Below are 15875 nucleotides of genomic sequence, written 5' to 3'. Positions count from 1 at the left end.
TCGCCCGCCTAAGTCTCGGGTTGAGGAAGGCTACCTCAAGAAGAGGAGACGAGGCAGTTGCCAAAGGCTGATCTGCGCCGTCTACGAATAGATAGTCAAAGCCAAGCCGATTTCGATGCCGCTTGTCCGCGAAAAAGGATTAACCTTTTCAGGTGGGGCAGCCGGGAAGCCAGGTTTTTGCCAGAAGGGATTCCATGATATCGGCGGCTTCACTGATCCCTGTGGCCTTTACTGGCGGCTTCGGCGGCAAGGCCAGCACGGACTGGAGGTGATCCCCCAATTCCTTCGCCAGCATTTGCTCCACATCCAGGGGAAGGGCGCGTGCATGGCGGATCAGCCAGTCTTCCAGCGGCGGCCCCTCGGGCCAGTCCGGGCGCTTCAGGAAAAGGGTCGGCACGCCATTCACCGCCGCCTCGGCGAAGGTGCCGTACCCCGTCTTGGTGATTAGGGCATCGCAGGAGGCCAGGACATCCGTGGTGGGCATCTCCAGCGCCTCGAGCGGAACCATGTCGTCGCGGCCCGGTGGCGGTGGTGGAGCCATGATCCAGCGCCAGCCCGGCAGCCGCGGCCAGCATTCCAGCGGCAGCGCGATATTCAGGCCGCCGAAGATGACCAGGGCCGCGCGTTCCCCCTGCCCCAGTCCCAGGCGCGCCGAGACCTCGTCCCGTCTCCGGCGCCCCGCGCGGGCGATGGGGCCGATGGCGCGGGCATGCGGGAAATCCTCCATCGGCATTGCGGGTTGCGGGCGCAGGATGACCTTGGCGCGGCTGTAGCAATCCATCATTTCCCGGTGAATCCGGGATGCCCCCGGCATGGCGGCGCAATAGGACCGGTAGATGTCCGCCCAGTTGAGGGAAGACAGGCCGATCACCGGCACGCCCAGGCGCGATGCCGCCTCCATGGTCACATAGGGGATGTTGGACAGTACCAGATCCGGGGCCAGGGCCCGCAGACGCTCCGTCTCCGCCGTGATCACCTGCTCGAGCCGGTCATGGAGGCGGTGATAGCGCTGATGGCTTTCCTCCGGCAGCACGCCGATCGCCGAGCGCATCTCCATGCCGAAATCAGGCGTCTCGCAGACTAGGTCGAACGGACCCTCGAAGCGGCTCTCCAGGAACGGGCGGGGAACCTGGGTCTGGATGATCAGATGAAGCCCAGGCAGACGCTCGCGCAGGCAATTGACCGCGGGCGCCGTCATGGCCGCATGCCCATAGCCGTGGGGAGTCAGGGAAACCAGAAGCCTCTTGGAAAGCAGATCGGAGGATCGGTTGCTGAAAACCATATGAAAGGAAACTCTTCCAAGGCATGGACAGGCGGTTGCGTCGGAAGCGGTGCGGAATGCTGACGAAGTCCCTTTTCTGCGTCATTCCCCACGCTGGTGGAAAGCCATGGATCGGAGGGCAACGTCACAAGTCTCCCGCTTTTACGGAGGTGACGAATGAATGCCCAAGGAAAACCGCTCTCATCCTAATTTGGGGCGCCGAGTCAGATTATAATCCATCCAGAAGGATGGCGGGATGCGGCAGGCGTCGCGCGCCTTTTGGAAGCGGCAAACACGAAAGCGGCGGATGACCGAAGGCCCAAAGCAAAAAAGCCGCCCGGGAAGGGCGGCTTTTTTGAGAGAAGATGGTCGGAGCGGCGGGATTCGAACCCACGACCCCCGGTCCCCCAGACCGATGCGCTACCGGGCTGCGCTACGCTCCGACCGTGTCCCACCGGGTTGGTTCCGTGTGGGAGGCGCAATATACTCAGATGCCCTACCCTTGGCAACTCTCAGTTTGAACTTTTTTCAGAATTTTTTTCAGCTCCAGCAACTCTTCCAAAATACCGTTCAAGGCCTGGCGTTTCTTCTCGCTCAGGCGCGGCGGCGCAGGCGGCTCGGGCTCGATTACCGGAGAAACCGGTGCCGGCGCAGCCTCGGCTTGAGGCTCCATGGGCGCGGGCTGCGGAGCGGCAGGCTGAGGCGGCATCTGCGGGGCGACGGTCGCAGCCGGAGGTGTCGGCTCGGCGACGAGTGGCGCCAGACGAGGCTTGGTGCTCGGCGGCGCCTTCCCCCCGTTCTCGCGCAGCAATTTCTGCACGCCCTTGATGGTATAGCGGTCTTCGTAGAGTAGCTCGCGGATGCGGCGCAGAAGCTGGATGTCTTCCGGCCGATAGTAGCGGCGCCCCCCTCCCCTCTTCAGCGGACGGATCTGGCTGAACTTGCTTTCCCAGAAGCGCAGGACGTGCTGCGGCACGTCCAATTCCTCCGCCACCTCGCTGATGGTGCGGAAGGCGGCTTCGGACTTGCCGCTGCGCCGCCCTTCTTCGGGAGCGGACGCCTGGGTCTGCTGGGGAGTGAGGATGCTCACGCCGGTTTCCCTGCCTTGGCGAGGCCGTTGTTGATCCGGGTCTTGAGCAATTGCGAGGGCCGGAAGACGAGAACGCGGCGGGGCAGGATCGGCACTTCCTCGCCGGTCTTGGGATTGCGTCCGACACGCTGGCCCTTTTCGCGGACCGAAAAGCTGCCGAAGGACGAGATCTTGACCGTCTCTCCACGCTCCAGCGCGTCGGAGATTTCGTCCAGCACGAGTTCCAGCAGATCAGCCGATTCGTTACGCGACAGTCCGACCTCTTGGTAGACGGCTTCGCTCAACTGGGCGCGGGTGATGGTTTTCTCTGCCATGTCGTCCAATCCACAGGTTTCCGACATTCCTGCCAGACCCTACGCCAAACGTAGAAAACCGTCAATATCAAAGGGATGTTGACACACCTTGCAGCGGAAACTCAGCTTCCGCCGCGTCCGGACTACATGCGGACGAGGCAGGAGCCCCAGGTGAAACCGCCGCCCATGGCTTCCATCAGCACCAGCTGGCCGGGACGGATCCGGCCATCCGCGACGGCCTCGGCCAGCGCGAGGGGAATGCTGGCGGCCGAGGTGTTGGCATGGCGGTCGACCGTCACCACCATGCGGTCGAGCGGCAGGCCGAGCTTGCGCGCCGTGCCCTCGATGATGCGGCGGTTGGCCTGGTGCGGCACCATCCAGTCGATGTCCTTGGCGGCCAGGTTGTTGGCCTCCAGGGCCTCGTTGATGACGCTGGCCAGATTGACCACGGCATGGCGGAAGACTTCGCGTCCCTCCATGCGCAGATGACCGGCCTGGCCGGTCGTGGACGGCCCGCCATCGACATAGAGCATCTCGTAGTGACGGCCGTCGGAATGCAGGTGGGTCGAGAGGATGCCGCGATCGGCCGTCGTGCCTGCCCCCGCGCTCGCGCGCAGCACCACGGCACCGGCGCCGTCACCGAACAGGACGCAGGTGGTGCGGTCCTTCCAGTCGAGGATGCGCGAGAAGGTCTCGGCACCGATTACCAGGGCGGTGCGGGCCTGACCGAGCTTCAGGAAGTTGTCGGCCACCGTCAGGGCGTAGACGAAGCCCGAGCAGACGGCCTGAACGTCGAAAGCCGTGCCCCGGGTCATGCCCAGGCGGGCCTGGACCTTGGTCGCGGTGGCGGGGAAGGTGTTGTCGGGCGTGGCCGTGGCGACGATGATCAGGTCGATGTCCGACCCTTTCATGCAGGCCGCTTCCAAGGCCCGTTCGGCGGCGGCGAAGGCGAGATCGGAAGTGCTCTCGCCCTCAGCCGCGATATGACGCTGCCGGATTCCGGTTCGCTCGACGATCCATTCGTCGGAGGTATCCACGATCTCGGCCATTTCGGCATTGGTCAGGACCCGCTCGGGCAAATAAGCGCCGCAACCGACGATCTGGGATCTGAGCATTCTTTATCCGATAGAGGACGGGGTGAAGATCACCCGTTGGCGACTTGTTGGGCAGTATCCTGCGCCTTCAGCGCGGCAAAATCATGACGAATGCGCTGGATGTAGTCGTTGGCGACCAGATCGATGGCCGCGCCCAGGGCATTCGCGAAACCGACCGCATCGGTGCCGCCATGGCTTTTGACGGCGATACCGTTGAGGCCCAGGAACATGGCACCGTTGTAGCGGCGCGGGTCCGTGCGCATCCTGACCTTGCTGAGGGCCGACTTAGCGAGAAGATAGCCCATCTTGGCCACCAGCGAGCTGCCGAACGCATCGCGCAGGAAGCTGGTATAGAGCTTCGCGGTCCCCTCGGCGGTCTTCAGCGCGACATTGCCGGTGAAGCCGTCGGTGACGATGACATCCACCGTACCCAGGCCGATATCGTTGCCTTCCACGAAACCGTGGAACTTGATCGGCAGCGAACTCGTCCGCAGGATATTGGCTGCCGCACGGACGGCGTCATTACCCTTGATGTCTTCCGAGCCGATATTGAGGATGCCGATAGTCGGCTGCTCGACACCCAGCAGGGCCCTGGCGAAGACCTCGCCCATCACGGCGAATTCGACCAGATTGGCGGCACTGCATTCCACATTGGCGCCGAGGTCGAGCATGACGCTCTCGCCGCGCAAGGTGGGGAAGAATCCGGCGATGGCGGGACGGTCGATGCCGGGCAAGGTGCGCAGCACAAATTTCGACACCGCCATCAGCGCGCCGGTATTGCCCGCCGAAACCACCGCAGCGGCTTCGCCGCTGGCAACGGCATCGATGGCGGCCCACATGCTGGACTTGCGCCCGGTCCGCAGCACCTGACCCGGCTTGGCATCATTCTTCACCACCTCTTCGGCGTGTCGAATGGTGCAGACCTCCGCCAAGGCCGGATCCGCGCCAACGAGTTCCCGCAGCTTGGCCTCATCGCCGAACAACAGGAATCTCGCCTGCGGGAACCGCGTGCGTGCGATCTTCAATCCCTCGACAACCACGACGGGGGCGTGATCGCCCCCCATGGCATCGACGGAAATGGTCAAGCGTCCGGTCAAGGTGTCACCTTCGCGGCTTGAACCCGACCGTTACGCAGCAGCTTCGACCGTTTCGGAGGAAACGACCTCACGGCCATCATAATGACCGCAAGAACCGCAGACGTGATGCGGGCGGGTCATTTCACCGCAATTCTTGCACTCTTGGTAGGACGAGGCCGGCAGCGCGTCATGAGCACGACGCATGTTACGGCGGGACTTCGAGGTTTTCTTCTTAGGGACGGCCATTTTACCAACTCCCGTTGCGGGGCAAATTCGGAAAGGCAGGTTTATTATCGAAAAATGTTCGCGGGGGCAAGCCGAATGCCTTGCTTAACGTTCTTTTTTTCGTAACGCCTCGAGTGCGGCGAATGGATTTCGCTTTTCTTCGACCTCCTCGCCTGCCTGTTCGGCGGTTTCAGGAAATTCCGCGCCGGGGGCCCGGGGGAACGGATCGAGCGCCAGGGAAAGGTGCTCGGCCACGGCCTCGCCGATGTCGATCTTGCCGTTGACGATGGGGTCCGGCGGATCTTCGGCATCGACGAAGACTTCGATGTCGCCCCTCTCCTCCTGCTGTTCCGGCGCGAAGGTCATTTCGAATTCGTCCTCGATGGTGGACGGCACCGGCTCGAGGGTCACGACGCAAGCCTGGACCACCTCGGCCCGGAAGGTGCCGCGCAGGCGCAGGAGCGAGCTTCCGCCCATGGGCTTGAGGCTGATAGTCGCCGTCAGGCTGTCCAGGCTCAGCAGATCGAAGCGGCGGGCAAGAGCGGCGCGCTCTTCCTCGTTGGCCTCCAGTTCCACGACGGTCCCGGAGGCGGGCAGCCGCTCGGCCGCCACCGGGCGGGAGAATTCCGGCTGGATTTCGTTCGGCCCCGTCATGCCTGGTTGCCTCCTCCTTCCACGGCTTCGGGCGCCGTGAAGGTCACGCGCCCCGCCATCAGGTCTTCGGCCGTTTGACCGGCCAGAAACTTGTCCTGCCGACGCATATAGGCGGCCATGGCCGCCACGGCATCATCGGTCACGTCCATCTTGCGGTAGAGATTGCGCCGCAGAGCCTTTTGCAGGCTGTCGCCGTCTTCTTCCGTGATCTCGCTCTCCAGCCCGGCTTCATAGGCGGCGACGCGGCCATAGAATGCCTGGGCCATTTTCTTGACGCGGGTACTGACACCCATATCCCCCACGCCCATTTCGCGCAGGTTGACGTCCATATCCGCAAACATGAGATCGAAGAGGGCCTGAGACAAGTCCGCCGCATCGGGAGTCCCTGCCGCGGCCGCGATCTTGAGGCGGCGCATCACCAGGAAAGCGTGGATGGCGAGCAGGTCGAAGCGGCCGTCCACGGTGTCTTCCACGCCATATTCGGTATAGAAGATGGGAAGGCGCGACTGGCCGACCAGGCTGGCATAAAGATCATGGGCCTCGTTTTCAAAGCGGGGCCGTTTGAACAGGCGAAAAAAGGGCATCTCGTTTCTGCTACCAGGGCCTATTGCAGGCATCGGCACTGCGCAGGCGTTGACAAGGGGTTCACGCGGGTTGCATGTTGGGCCCACTATCTGCGCGAGGCCGGTCATTCGTCAACCCGCCGACCCGCGTGACAGCGCTGGAAGTTTTCTCCGCATGAGCAGACACATGGTTTTCCGCCCTCTCCTGCTCGCCGTCACCATGGCGGCGACCCTCGGCGCCTGCAGCCCGACCATCGAGACGCGCGGCGCCTTGCCCGATCCGGATCAGCTGGCCCTGGTGCAGCCCGGGCGGCTCAACCGGGACGATATCGCCGACATGCTGGGATCGCCCTCCAGCCGCTCGGCCTTCGGCGACGAGACCTGGTACTACATTACCAGCAAGGTCCTGCGCGAGCCCTTCGGCGAAAAGGAACTCGAACGCCAGGTCGTGGCGATCGACTTCAACGAGAACGGCATCGTCAGCGACGTCCGCACCTACGGCCTGGATGACGGCCGCGAGGTCAGGCTGGTCGGCCGCGAGACCCATACCGCTGGTCAGGACATCACCATTCTGCAGCAGCTTCTGGGCAATGTGGGACGGTTCGAGGGCAGCAGCGAGCCGGGCACCGGCCGCTGAAAATCCTTTCCCCGCGAGAAACAGAAAGAGGGGCCGGAGCGCAATGCTCCGGCCCCTTTTCCTTGATGCCGCCCTGCCCTATTCCTCGTTGAGGGCGCGCGCGCGGTCGCGCAGGACGAATTTCTGGATCTTGCCGGTCGAGGTCTTCGGCAGATCGCTGAACACCACCGTCCGCGGACATTTGAAATGGGCCAGATGGCTGCGGCAGAAGGCGATGATGTCCGCCTCGCTGACCTTGTGGCCTTCCTTCAAGGTGATGAAGGCACAAGGGGTCTCGCCCCATTTCTCGTCGGGGCGGGCCACCACGGCCGCCTCCAGCACCGCCGGATGCTGGTAAAGCACGCCCTCGACCTCGATGGTCGAGATGTTCTCGCCGCCCGAGATGATGATGTCCTTGGAACGATCCTTCAGCTCGATATAGCCGTTGGGATGCATCACGCCCAGATCGCCGGTATGGAACCAGCCGCCGGCGAAGGCCTCGCTGGTGGCGGTCGGATTCTTGAGATAGCCCTTCATCACGATATTGCCGCGGAAGAACACCTCGCCGATGGTCTTGCCGTCGGCGGGCACCGGCGCCAGGGTCAGGGCATCGGCGACCATCAGCCCGTCCTGCAAGGTGTAACGCACGCCCTGACGGGCCTTCAGGATAGCCTGTTCCTCGCGCGGCAACTCGTTCCACTCGTCATGCCAGGCACAGACGGCGGCGGGACCATAGGTTTCGGTCAGGCCGTAAACATGCACCACCTTGAAGCCCATCTTTTCGATATTGTCGAGCACCGCGGCGGGCGGCGCGGCCCCGGCGGTCATGACGTTCACGGTCTGGGGCAGCGGCAGCTTCTTCTCGTCCGGCTTGGCGTTGATCAGCATGTTCAACACGATCGGCGCACCGCACATATGGGTCACGCCAGTCGAATGGATCAATTCGAAGATCCGCCCCGCCTCGACGCGCCGCAGGCAGACATGGGTACCGGCCATGGCGGTGATGGTCCAGGGGAAGCACCAGCCGTTGCAGTGGAACATGGGCAGGGTCCACAGATAGACCGGATGATGGCCCATGCCCCAGGTCACCACGTTGCCCACCGCATTCAGGGCGGCGCCCCGGTGATGATAGACCACGCCCTTGGGATTGCCGGTGGTGCCCGAGGTATAGTTCAGCGCGATGGCTTGCCATTCATCCTCGGGCCGCGTCCAGGCATAGTCGGGATCGCCGGTTTCCAGGAATTGCTCGTAGGTCATCTCGCCCAGCAATTCGCCGTCGCGCGCCTGGGGATCGTCGATGTCGATCACCAGCGGCCGCTTGGGCAGCAAATGCAGGGCCTTCTTGACCACGTCGGAGAATTCCCGGTCGGTGATCAGGACCTTGGCTTCGCCATGCTGCAGGATGAAAGCCACGGATTCGGCGTCCAGGCGGATATTGATGGCGTTGATCACGCCGCCGGTCATGGGAATGCCGAAATGGGCCTCGAAATGGGCGGGCACGTTGGGCGCCAGGATAGCGACGGTGTCGCCCTTGCCGATGCCGCGCTTCGCCAGGGCCGAGGCCAAGCGGCGGCAGCGCTCGTAGGTCTGTTTCCAGGTATAGCGTTCGTCGCCATGCAAGACGGCCAAGCGGTCCGGAAAGACCGAAGCAGCCCGCTCGATATAGGTCAGCGGCGTCAGCGGCTGGTAATTCGCCTCATTCTTGTCGAGCATCTCGTAAGGGTTTGTGGCGACTTGCGACACGCCCATGTTTCTCTCCCACATTGGCTTTTTCCAGTGGCCGCCTAGCCCGAAAAGCCAGGGCAGCATCTGAGCATGTCCTGCCCGGGTATGCTTTGCAACAACCAGAACGCGCTATGCCGCGGGAAGAGAAGGACGTCAGCTGCCCAGGCTTTTGGTCAGGATGATCAGGACCAGGATCAGCAGGACAAGTCCCTGGGTGGCGACACGCAGATTCATCATGCGGTTGCCGTGACGGCGGTGGAACTCGCCCCCACGCGCGAAGGCCGCGATCCCCGTGAAGAGGATCGCGACCAACGCGGCAAGAGCCAGCCCGAGGAGGATGTTGAGGATGCTCATTGTCTCCATGTGGGTAAGGTCCGGCCGGGGTGCAACCGGGCCGAAGTCAACTTCCTTGCGAAAGCAGCAGCGCCAGCATCACGACGCCGATGAAGATGCGGTAAATGGCGAAGGGAATGAAGCCGTGCTGACTGATGAAGGCCACCGCCGCCCGCACCACGACGAAGGCCGCCGCGAAGGCCGACAGGAAGCCGACGGCGATCACCATCGCGTTCTCGACGTCCAGGACCGCCCAGTTCTTGTAAAGATCGTAGACGGTCGCGCCGAGCATGGTGGGAATGGCGAGGAAGAAGGAGAATTCCGTGGCCGCCTTGCGGTCCACCCGCATCAGCAGCGATCCCATGATGGTGGCGCCGGAACGGGAAACGCCGGGAATCATGGCCAAGGCCTGGGCGAGGCCGATCCTCAATGCCAGGCCGAAGGAGAATTTCTCGATCTCGTGGTGGCGCGGCTCCTTGACCGTCTTCTCGATGAGGATGATGGCGACCCCGCCCAAGATCAGGGCGACGGACACCACATAGGGCGAGAACAGCACGGTCTTGATGAAGTCGTGCAACAGCGCCCCCAGCACGGCAGCGGGCAGGAAGGCCACGACGATATTGCGGATGAAGTTTCGCGCCGCCGGATCGGTGGGAATATGGACCACCGTCCGCACCAGCCGCTCGCGATAGAGCCAGCAGACCGCCAGGATCGCCCCGAGCTGGATGACGATCTCGAACACCTGCCCCGCCGGGCCCTGGAAACCGATCAGGTCGATCAGCAGGATCAGATGCCCTGTCGAGGAAACCGGGATGAACTCCGTCAGCCCCTCGACGATGCCGAGAAGGATGGCTTGAAGCAGGATGATGTCCATTGAGGGCAATCCAGGGCAGGCGGGAGGAGTAGTGGCGCAGCATCATGCTTTGCCCCTTGGCCAAAGGCAACCGTCCGCGAGATCTGTGTGAATCTTCTTGCCGCCCGCCGCCTCTCGGCGGAACCTGGGGCATGTCCATCTTTCCGGAGGGGACTTGCCCGCGATGATCGACTCCGCCCCGCTTTCGCGTATCGACAGCTTCGCCTATCGCCATCGCCTGGCAGACGTGATGGCAAGTCCCGCCGTGACCGGCAATGCGGCGATGACGCTCCAGCAGGCTTGCAAGCGCATGTATGCCGAAGGGGTCTCCTCGCTGGTGGTCACCGACGGGCAAGGACGCTGCGCGGGCATCCTCACCGAACGCGACCTGCTGGGGCTGGTCTCGCGCAAGGGGGTGGCGGCCCTGGACCTGCCGCTGGGCGAGATCATGTCCTTCCCGGTCCACAGCGTTCCCGCCGATGCCTTCCTATTCGTCGCCCTGGGCCGCATGACGCGGCTGGGCCTGCGCCATCTGGTGGTGGTGGACGACGAGAACCGCCCGCTGGGCATGGTGACGGGGCGGGCCTTGCTGAAGATACGCTCCAGCGAAGCCCTGGCCATCGGCGATTCCATCCAGGAAGCCGATCGGGTGGAGGAACTGGCCCAGGCCCGCGCCACCCTGCCCCGCGTCGCCCGGGGGCTTCTGGCCGAAGGCGTGTCGGCGCGCAATGTCGCTGCCGTGATTTCCGGAGTGGTGCGCGACCTGACGGCACGGGCGGCGCAGCTTTCCGAACGGAGCATGACCGAGGATGGCTGGGGCCCCGCCCCTGCCCGCTGGGCCCTGCTGGTGCTGGGATCGGGCGGCCGGGGGGAGAGCCTGCTGGCCTTCGACCAGGATAATGCCATCGTGCATCAGGGCAACGAACGCGACGATCTGTGGTTCGCCGAGATGGGACGGCGCGTTGCCGACATGCTCGATGCCGCCGGCCTGCCCTATTGCAATGGCGGCGTGATGGCCAGGAACCGGGAATGGCGCCGCTCCCTTGACGAATGGCAGCGGGAAATCCGCAGCTGGGTCTTCGCCCCCAGCGAGCAGAAAGTACTGAACATCGACATCTTCTTCGATTTCCAGCCGGTCCATGGCGATCGGCAGTTGGCCGAGGAATTGCGCGGCTTGGCCCTGGACACCGCACGTCAGTCGGAATTCTTCCTGCAATTCCTCGCCTTCAATGCCTCCAGGCAGGACAACGCACTGGGTCTCTTCGGCCAGTTCGCGACCAAGCGCGGTCGCCTGAACGCCAAGAAGTTCGGCCTGCTGCCCCTGGTCAGCGCCGCCCGGGCCAAGGCGGTGCGTTCGGCCATTACCGCCACCGGCACGGCGGAGCGCTTCGGTATGCTGGCAGCCCAGGGGAAGCTGCAGCAGGACGACCTGCGGGACCTGACCGATATCCTGGACTTGATGATGCGCCTGATCCTGGAACAGCAATTGCTCGATCTTGAGAACGGCCAGCGCCCCTCGGCACTGATCGAACCCCGCCGCCTGCCCCGCGACACGAGACGGCGCTTGAAGGAGTCCTTCCGACGGCTGCGCATGCTGAAAAGCCTGCTGGGCGGCATGGCGTTGATGCAATAGCGCCCTCTTCTCTCCTTTCTTCCGCCCTTCCTCAGAGAGAGTGGAACAAAGGCGGTCTTGGCGCGTTCTCACCTTCGCTGATGCCGATGCGGCTCCTTCTGCGCCATGGATGATCGTGCCCCGCAAGACCGCCCTGCTGATCGTCAATCCCCACTGCCGACACGGCAATGCCGATATGTCGGAGGCGCGCGCATCCCTGCGCGAAACGGGCTGGGACGTGATCTTCCAAAGTCCGCAGGACCCTGGCCGCATTCCCGAACTGGTGCGACGGCATGGCGGGGAAGCCGATGTGATCATCCTGGGGGGCGGCGACGGTACGATGAACACCGCCATCGAAGCCCTGCTGGAGGTGCGGAAGCCCTTGGGCGTGCTGCCTCTGGGAACGGCAAACGACCTCGCCCGCACCCTGGGTCTGCCGCAAGATCCGCTGGATGCCATCCACAGCCTGGCAAATGGCGTCAGTTATGCGGTGGATTTGGGCTGGGTCAACGGCAAGCATTATTTCAATGTGGCGAGCCTCGGGATCAGTGCGCATATGACCAACAAGCTGGACCCGGCGGTCAAACGGCGCTGGGGGATATTGGGCTATCCGGTCAAAGCATTGGAGGCCCTGCGCGAAGCCAGGCCCTTCACAGCCGAGGTCACATGCGACGACATGCATCTGCGCCTGAAGGCGGTGCAGATCGCCGTGGGCAACGGCTGCTATTACGGTGGCGGGATGAGGGTATCGGAAGATGCCGGTATCGACGATGCCAGCCTCGACCTCTATGCCATCCGGCCGCGCAGCCTGTGGGGCTATTTTACCTTGGCCCTTGCCTTGCGCAGCGGCCGCCAGGGCCATTCTTCGGGGGTGCATATGCTGCGCGGCCAGGCGATCACGATCACCACCAGGCATCCGCAGCCCGTCAATACCGATGGAGAACTGACCACGACCACCCCGGCACGCTTCCGCGTCGTGCCGGCGGCGCTGCCCGTCCTGGTGGCGCCGGATTATGCGGCTCGGCGACGCAAGGAGGTGACGGATGTTACGCGATGATCTTGAACTGACGCTGGACCAACTGATCTCGCTGTGCAACGACGCCTGGGAGGATTACGAAGAGGCTGCGGCGGCGACCGAGGATGCCGAAATGTCCGCCCTTTTCACGGAATTGGCCATGCAGCGCCGGGAGATGGCGGAAGTCCTGAAGCGCCAGGTGCGCCGCATGGGCGAAAGGCCGCGTGACCGCGACACCAATCTGGGGGCCGCCGAACGGCTGCTGACCCGCATCCGGGCAGCTTTTGCCCGCGACCCGCGCCTGGCGCTGCTGGAGGAATGCGAACGGGCCGACGGGCGGATCGCCGCCAAGATGGCCCATGCGCTGAACACGGTGGACCTGCGGGCCGAGGATCGGGATATCCTGACCCGCTATCATGGCGATGTGACGGCCTCGGTTGGACGTCTGGCAGCCTTGCGCACCCGCCTTTTTCCGTGATCCCCTCTCTTTCCGCAATCCCATAGGTTGGACCACCCCCTACCGAATTCGTGTCTCCTCCCTCCTTCTCGGTTATGGATCGATGGAGCGGGAGACACGAAATTTGGTACTCGCGTTCGCGTGCATTGCCACCGGACCAGAGCCTGTCTGTGGGAGGTATTGGACGTGTTCAACAAACAGAAAATCGCCATTGGCGACCGTTTCCAGAAGACCGGCAATTTCCAGAGCGCCGTCTGGGTGGTCTCGCGCATCTTTCAATTGCCGTCGGAACCGCCGCACGCCTATCTCGATAAGGAAGGCGATTCCTATGAATCCCTGACCGTATCGGTGCCGGCCCTGGGCGATCCCAAATTCTTCCGCCGCTTGAACTGAAGGCATCCAGCCGGGCCGGCCTGCGCGCGAAGGAGGCCCGGCTGCACCTCTTATAATCGTACTACCCGTAAGGTGAAGGGATCTTGATGGCCTTCACCTGTCAAGCCACGTCTCCGGCACATGGCAATCGGGCGGAGCGATTCGATTAATGGATGACGCGCTTCTGCTGTCGCGCTGGCAGTTCGCTTTTACCATCGCGTTTCACATTTTGTTCCCCTCCCTGACCATCGGCCTCGGGCTGTTCCTGGTCACGGTCGAGGCCTTGTGGCTGAAGACGCGCAACGAGATCTGGTTCCGGCTCTACCGTTTCTGGTCGAAGATCTTCGCCTTGGCGTTCGGTCTGGGCGTGGTCACCGGCATCGTCATGTCCTTCCAATTCGGCACCAATTGGAGCCGCCTGTCCCATGTGGCCGGAGACATCCTGGGACCGCTGTTGGGCTATGAGGTGCTGACGGCCTTCTTCCTGGAAGCGGGTTTCCTGGGGATCATGTTGTTCGGCTGGCGGCGCGTGCCGCCGGGCTTGCATTTTGCCGCCACCTGCCTGGTCTCCCTGGGCACCCTGATCTCGATGTTCTGGATTCTGTCGGCCAATTCCTGGATGCATACGCCGACGGGCCATATCCAGCTGGAGGATGGCCGGCTGATCGTCGGCAGTTGGTGGGACATCGTCTGGAATCCGTCCTTCCCCTATCGCTTCACCCATATGCTGGGCGCCACCATGCTGACCACCGCCTTCGTGGTGGCCGGTGTCTCGGCGCTGCACCTGCTTCAGAACCGCCATGTCCCACTGGCCCGGCACGGCTTCTCGCTGGGCTTGGCGGCGGCGGCGGTCGCCGCACCCCTGCAGATCCTGCTCGGCGACCTGCACGGCCTGAACACCCTGGCCTACCAGCCCATGAAGATCGCGGCGATGGAGGCCATCTGGGAGACCGGCCCCGGCCTGCCGCTACTTCTGTTCGCCTGGCCCGATGCCATCGGCGAGCGAAACCTGTTCGAGATCGGCATCCCCTATGGAGCAAGCTGGATCCTGACCCATGACCCAGTCGGGGTCATCCAGGGGCTGCGCGAGGTTCCGCCGGAAGACCGCCCCCCTGTGATGGTGGTCTTCTTCTCCTTCCGCATCATGGTCGGGATCGGCTTCCTGCTGTTCCTGGTGGCGATGATCGGCCTGTATATGCGCCGCAAGGGGCGGATGTATGATGCCCGCTGGTTCCAGCGCCTGGTGCTGCTGTGTTCTCCCTTGGGCTTCGTCGCCATGCTGGCCGGTTGGGTGACCACCGAGGTCGGGCGTCAGCCCTGGGTGATCCAGGGCATCCTGCGGCGCGAAGACGCCCTGACGCCGACCCTGACGGCGGGAGCGGTGTGGTCGTCCTTCCTCCCCTTCATCGTCATCTACAACCTGCTGATGATCGCCTTCCTGTATTACCTGTGGCGCGTCGTCCTGAAGGGGCCGAATTACGACGAACCCCTGCCCCATCGCGGCGAGTCCAAGGGCCGGATCGGCTTCCTCACGCTGTGGCTGCCCGAGCCGGGTAACGAACATTCCCCACCCGAGCACCGCGCGAACGAGGAGAATCGCCGATGACCGCCGAAACCTTGGCCCTGGTCTGGTCGGCAGTGATCGTGCTGGGTGTCGTCATGTATGTGATCCTGGATGGCTTCGACCTGGGACTGGGCATCCTCTTCCCCTTCGCGCCGAACGACCAGGCGCGCGACACCATGATGACCAGCGTGGCGCCGGTCTGGGACGGCAACGAGACCTGGCTGATCCTGGGGGGAGCCGCGCTGTTCGGCGCCTTTCCGGTAGCTTACAGCGTGTTGCTGCCAGCCCTCTACATCCCGGTGATGCTGTTCCTGTTCGCCCTGGTCTTCCGGGGCGTCGCCTTCGAGTTCCGCCACAAGGCCTTCCGCTCGCGCTTCATGTGGTCGATGTCCTTCAATGTCGGCTCGACCGTCGCGGCCTTCTTCCAGGGCCTCATCCTGGGCGCCTTCATCCAGGGATTCCAGGTCGAGAATTACGAATATACCGGCGGCCTGTTCGACTGGCTGACGCCCTTCAGCGTCCTGACCGGCTTCGCCCTGGTGGCAGGCTATGCCCTGCTGGGTGCGACCTGGATGATCATGAAGGCCGAAGGGCCGCTTCAGGAGTGGTGCTATGGTGTCGCCAAGAAGCTGCTTTTCGCGGTGGCCATGGCCATCCTGGCCGTCAGCGTCTGGACGCCGCTGATCGACAGCGATATCGCCGCGCGCTGGTTCACCTGGCCCAATCTTCTGTGGCTTTCGCCGGTGCCCATCGTCACCGCCGGAGTCGTGCTGGCCTTGTGGACTTCCTTGCAACGCAAGGCGGAACGGACGCCTTTCCTCTATTCGATCGGGCTGTTCCTGCTGTCCTTCATCGGCTTGTGGGTCAGCCTGTGGCCCTATGTGGTGCCGCGCGCCGTGACGATCTACGACGCCTCTTCTGGTGTCGCCTCGCAGGTCTTCCTGCTGGTCGGGGTGCTGATCCTGCTGCCCCTGATCCTGGGGTACACCGCCTATGCCTATTGGGTGTTCCGCGGCAAGACGAAGGTGGATGAGGGCTATCACTGACAAGGAAAAGGGCGGCCCGAGCCGCC

At 63.6% G+C, this 15875-nt stretch carries 18 protein-coding genes and 1 tRNA gene; 7 read left to right on the top strand and 12 right to left on the bottom strand.

All coding sequences use genetic code 11. The features are described from left to right. Positions 1 to 148: 148 nt before the first annotated feature. The 9 genes from EPD66_RS02625 to EPD66_RS02585 all read right to left on the bottom strand — a co-directional run bounded on the left by EPD66_RS02625 (position 149) and on the right by EPD66_RS02585 (position 6277). On the bottom strand, positions 149 to 1198 hold the full coding sequence (locus EPD66_RS02625; RefSeq protein WP_142846925.1) for a hypothetical protein: 1050 nt from the start codon (positions 1196 to 1198) through the stop codon (positions 149 to 151). Positions 1199 to 1627: 429 nt separating this feature from the next. Beyond that, positions 1628 to 1704: transfer RNA gene (locus tag EPD66_RS02620), tRNA-Pro, on the bottom strand. A 53-nt stretch (positions 1705 to 1757) separates the two neighbouring features. Beyond that, complete coding sequence (locus EPD66_RS02615; RefSeq protein WP_142847124.1) at positions 1758 to 2345, bottom strand: MerR family transcriptional regulator; 588 nt, start codon at positions 2343 to 2345, stop codon at positions 1758 to 1760. A gap of 2 nt (positions 2346 to 2347) precedes the next feature. Continuing rightward, the gene (locus EPD66_RS02610; protein WP_142846924.1) at positions 2348 to 2665 is read right to left on the bottom strand and encodes an integration host factor subunit alpha; all 318 of its coding nucleotides are present in this window, start codon (positions 2663 to 2665) and stop codon (positions 2348 to 2350) included. A 122-nt stretch (positions 2666 to 2787) separates the two neighbouring features. Beyond that, positions 2788 to 3759 carry a beta-ketoacyl-ACP synthase III gene (locus tag EPD66_RS02605; protein WP_142846923.1) on the bottom strand — a complete coding sequence of 324 codons (972 nt, stop codon included), beginning with the start codon at positions 3757 to 3759 and terminating at the stop codon, positions 2788 to 2790. A gap of 29 nt (positions 3760 to 3788) precedes the next feature. After that, positions 3789 to 4835, bottom strand: coding sequence for a phosphate acyltransferase PlsX (gene plsX / locus EPD66_RS02600; RefSeq protein WP_142846922.1), 1047 nt, complete (start codon positions 4833 to 4835; stop codon positions 3789 to 3791). Positions 4836 to 4865: 30 nt separating this feature from the next. Further along, on the bottom strand, positions 4866 to 5060 hold the full coding sequence (gene rpmF, locus EPD66_RS02595) for a 50S ribosomal protein L32 (RefSeq protein ID WP_142846921.1): 195 nt from the start codon (positions 5058 to 5060) through the stop codon (positions 4866 to 4868). Between the two features lie 84 nt (positions 5061 to 5144). Next, complete coding sequence (locus EPD66_RS02590; protein WP_142846920.1) at positions 5145 to 5693, bottom strand: DUF177 domain-containing protein; 549 nt, start codon at positions 5691 to 5693, stop codon at positions 5145 to 5147. After that, positions 5690 to 6277 (bottom strand): ubiquinol-cytochrome C chaperone family protein, encoded by a 588-nt coding sequence (locus EPD66_RS02585; protein ID WP_142846919.1) that lies wholly within the window; start codon positions 6275 to 6277, stop codon positions 5690 to 5692. The genes EPD66_RS02590 and EPD66_RS02585 overlap by 4 nt, the downstream gene beginning before the upstream one ends. 154 nt (positions 6278 to 6431) lie before the next feature. Here EPD66_RS02585 and EPD66_RS02580 point away from each other — a divergent pair, with 154 nt between their 5' ends. Then, positions 6432 to 6893: an outer membrane protein assembly factor BamE gene (locus tag EPD66_RS02580; RefSeq protein WP_142846918.1), complete on the top strand. Its 462-nt coding sequence runs from the start codon at positions 6432 to 6434 to the stop codon at positions 6891 to 6893. 78 nt (positions 6894 to 6971) lie between these two features. Here EPD66_RS02580 and EPD66_RS02575 read toward each other — a convergent pair whose 3' ends face one another. The 3 genes from EPD66_RS02575 to EPD66_RS02565 form a co-directional block, all read right to left on the bottom strand. Next, positions 6972 to 8621, bottom strand: a complete 1650-nt coding sequence (locus tag EPD66_RS02575) for an acyl-CoA synthetase (protein ID WP_142846917.1) — start codon at positions 8619 to 8621, stop codon at positions 6972 to 6974. 129 nt (positions 8622 to 8750) lie between these two features. Continuing rightward, on the bottom strand, positions 8751 to 8951 hold the full coding sequence (locus tag EPD66_RS02570) for an HIG1 domain-containing protein (protein WP_255448343.1): 201 nt from the start codon (positions 8949 to 8951) through the stop codon (positions 8751 to 8753). Positions 8952 to 8997: 46 nt separating this feature from the next. Continuing rightward, positions 8998 to 9804 (bottom strand): undecaprenyl-diphosphate phosphatase, encoded by an 807-nt coding sequence (locus tag EPD66_RS02565; protein ID WP_142846915.1) that lies wholly within the window; start codon positions 9802 to 9804, stop codon positions 8998 to 9000. Positions 9805 to 9967: 163 nt separating this feature from the next. On the opposite strand from EPD66_RS02565, the gene EPD66_RS02560 reads away from it, so the two are divergent. The 6 genes from EPD66_RS02560 to cydB all read left to right on the top strand — a co-directional run bounded on the left by EPD66_RS02560 (position 9968) and on the right by cydB (position 15849). Next, entirely contained in the window at positions 9968 to 11416 is a 1449-nt protein-coding gene (locus tag EPD66_RS02560; RefSeq protein WP_142846914.1) for a DUF294 nucleotidyltransferase-like domain-containing protein, read from the top strand. A gap of 115 nt (positions 11417 to 11531) precedes the next feature. Then, positions 11532 to 12452, top strand: coding sequence for a lipid kinase (locus EPD66_RS02555; RefSeq protein WP_255448342.1), 921 nt, complete (start codon positions 11532 to 11534; stop codon positions 12450 to 12452). Then, positions 12439 to 12888 (top strand): PA2169 family four-helix-bundle protein, encoded by a 450-nt coding sequence (locus EPD66_RS02550; protein WP_142846912.1) that lies wholly within the window; start codon positions 12439 to 12441, stop codon positions 12886 to 12888. Before EPD66_RS02555 ends, EPD66_RS02550 begins: the two co-directional genes overlap by 14 nt. Positions 12889 to 13053: 165 nt before the next feature. Continuing rightward, positions 13054 to 13260 (top strand): hypothetical protein, encoded by a 207-nt coding sequence (locus EPD66_RS02545; RefSeq protein ID WP_142846911.1) that lies wholly within the window; start codon positions 13054 to 13056, stop codon positions 13258 to 13260. Positions 13261 to 13408: 148 nt separating this feature from the next. Next, positions 13409 to 14845 carry a cytochrome ubiquinol oxidase subunit I gene (locus EPD66_RS02540; protein ID WP_142846910.1) on the top strand — a complete coding sequence of 479 codons (1437 nt, stop codon included), beginning with the start codon at positions 13409 to 13411 and terminating at the stop codon, positions 14843 to 14845. Beyond that, on the top strand, positions 14842 to 15849 hold the full coding sequence (gene cydB / locus EPD66_RS02535) for a cytochrome d ubiquinol oxidase subunit II (protein WP_142846909.1): 1008 nt from the start codon (positions 14842 to 14844) through the stop codon (positions 15847 to 15849). Before EPD66_RS02540 ends, cydB begins: the two co-directional genes overlap by 4 nt. Positions 15850 to 15875: the final 26 nt, after the last annotated feature.

This window comes from Telmatospirillum sp. J64-1 (genome assembly GCF_006980715.1).
Taxonomy (GTDB): domain Bacteria; phylum Pseudomonadota; class Alphaproteobacteria; order Rhodospirillales; family Magnetospirillaceae; genus Oleiliquidispirillum; species Oleiliquidispirillum nitrogeniifigens.
This window is presented reverse-complemented; position numbering and strand designations above follow the sequence as displayed.

Bases quoted from the DNA above. Each gene is read 5' to 3' on its own strand.
- EPD66_RS02625 (WP_142846925.1), bottom strand. From the start codon at position 1,198: ATGACGGCGCCCGCGGTCAATTGCCTGCGCGAGCGTCTGCCTGGGCTT.
- EPD66_RS02610 (WP_142846924.1), bottom strand. From the start codon at position 2,665: ATGGCAGAGAAAACCATCACCCGCGCCCAGTTGAGCGAAGCCGTCTAC.
- EPD66_RS02605 (WP_142846923.1), bottom strand. From the start codon at position 3,759: ATGCTCAGATCCCAGATCGTCGGTTGCGGCGCTTATTTGCCCGAGCGG.
- rpmF (WP_142846921.1), bottom strand. From the start codon at position 5,060: ATGGCCGTCCCTAAGAAGAAAACCTCGAAGTCCCGCCGTAACATGCGT.
- EPD66_RS02590 (WP_142846920.1), bottom strand. From the start codon at position 5,693: ATGACGGGGCCGAACGAAATCCAGCCGGAATTCTCCCGCCCGGTGGCG.
- EPD66_RS02585 (WP_142846919.1), bottom strand. From the start codon at position 6,277: ATGCCCTTTTTTCGCCTGTTCAAACGGCCCCGCTTTGAAAACGAGGCC.
- EPD66_RS02580 (WP_142846918.1), top strand. From the start codon at position 6,432: ATGAGCAGACACATGGTTTTCCGCCCTCTCCTGCTCGCCGTCACCATG.
- EPD66_RS02575 (WP_142846917.1), bottom strand. From the start codon at position 8,621: ATGGGCGTGTCGCAAGTCGCCACAAACCCTTACGAGATGCTCGACAAG.
- EPD66_RS02570 (WP_255448343.1), bottom strand. From the start codon at position 8,951: ATGAGCATCCTCAACATCCTCCTCGGGCTGGCTCTTGCCGCGTTGGTC.
- EPD66_RS02565 (WP_142846915.1), bottom strand. From the start codon at position 9,804: ATGGACATCATCCTGCTTCAAGCCATCCTTCTCGGCATCGTCGAGGGG.
- EPD66_RS02560 (WP_142846914.1), top strand. From the start codon at position 9,968: ATGATCGACTCCGCCCCGCTTTCGCGTATCGACAGCTTCGCCTATCGC.
- EPD66_RS02550 (WP_142846912.1), top strand. From the start codon at position 12,439: ATGTTACGCGATGATCTTGAACTGACGCTGGACCAACTGATCTCGCTG.
- EPD66_RS02540 (WP_142846910.1), top strand. From the start codon at position 13,409: ATGGATGACGCGCTTCTGCTGTCGCGCTGGCAGTTCGCTTTTACCATC.
- cydB (WP_142846909.1), top strand. From the start codon at position 14,842: ATGACCGCCGAAACCTTGGCCCTGGTCTGGTCGGCAGTGATCGTGCTG.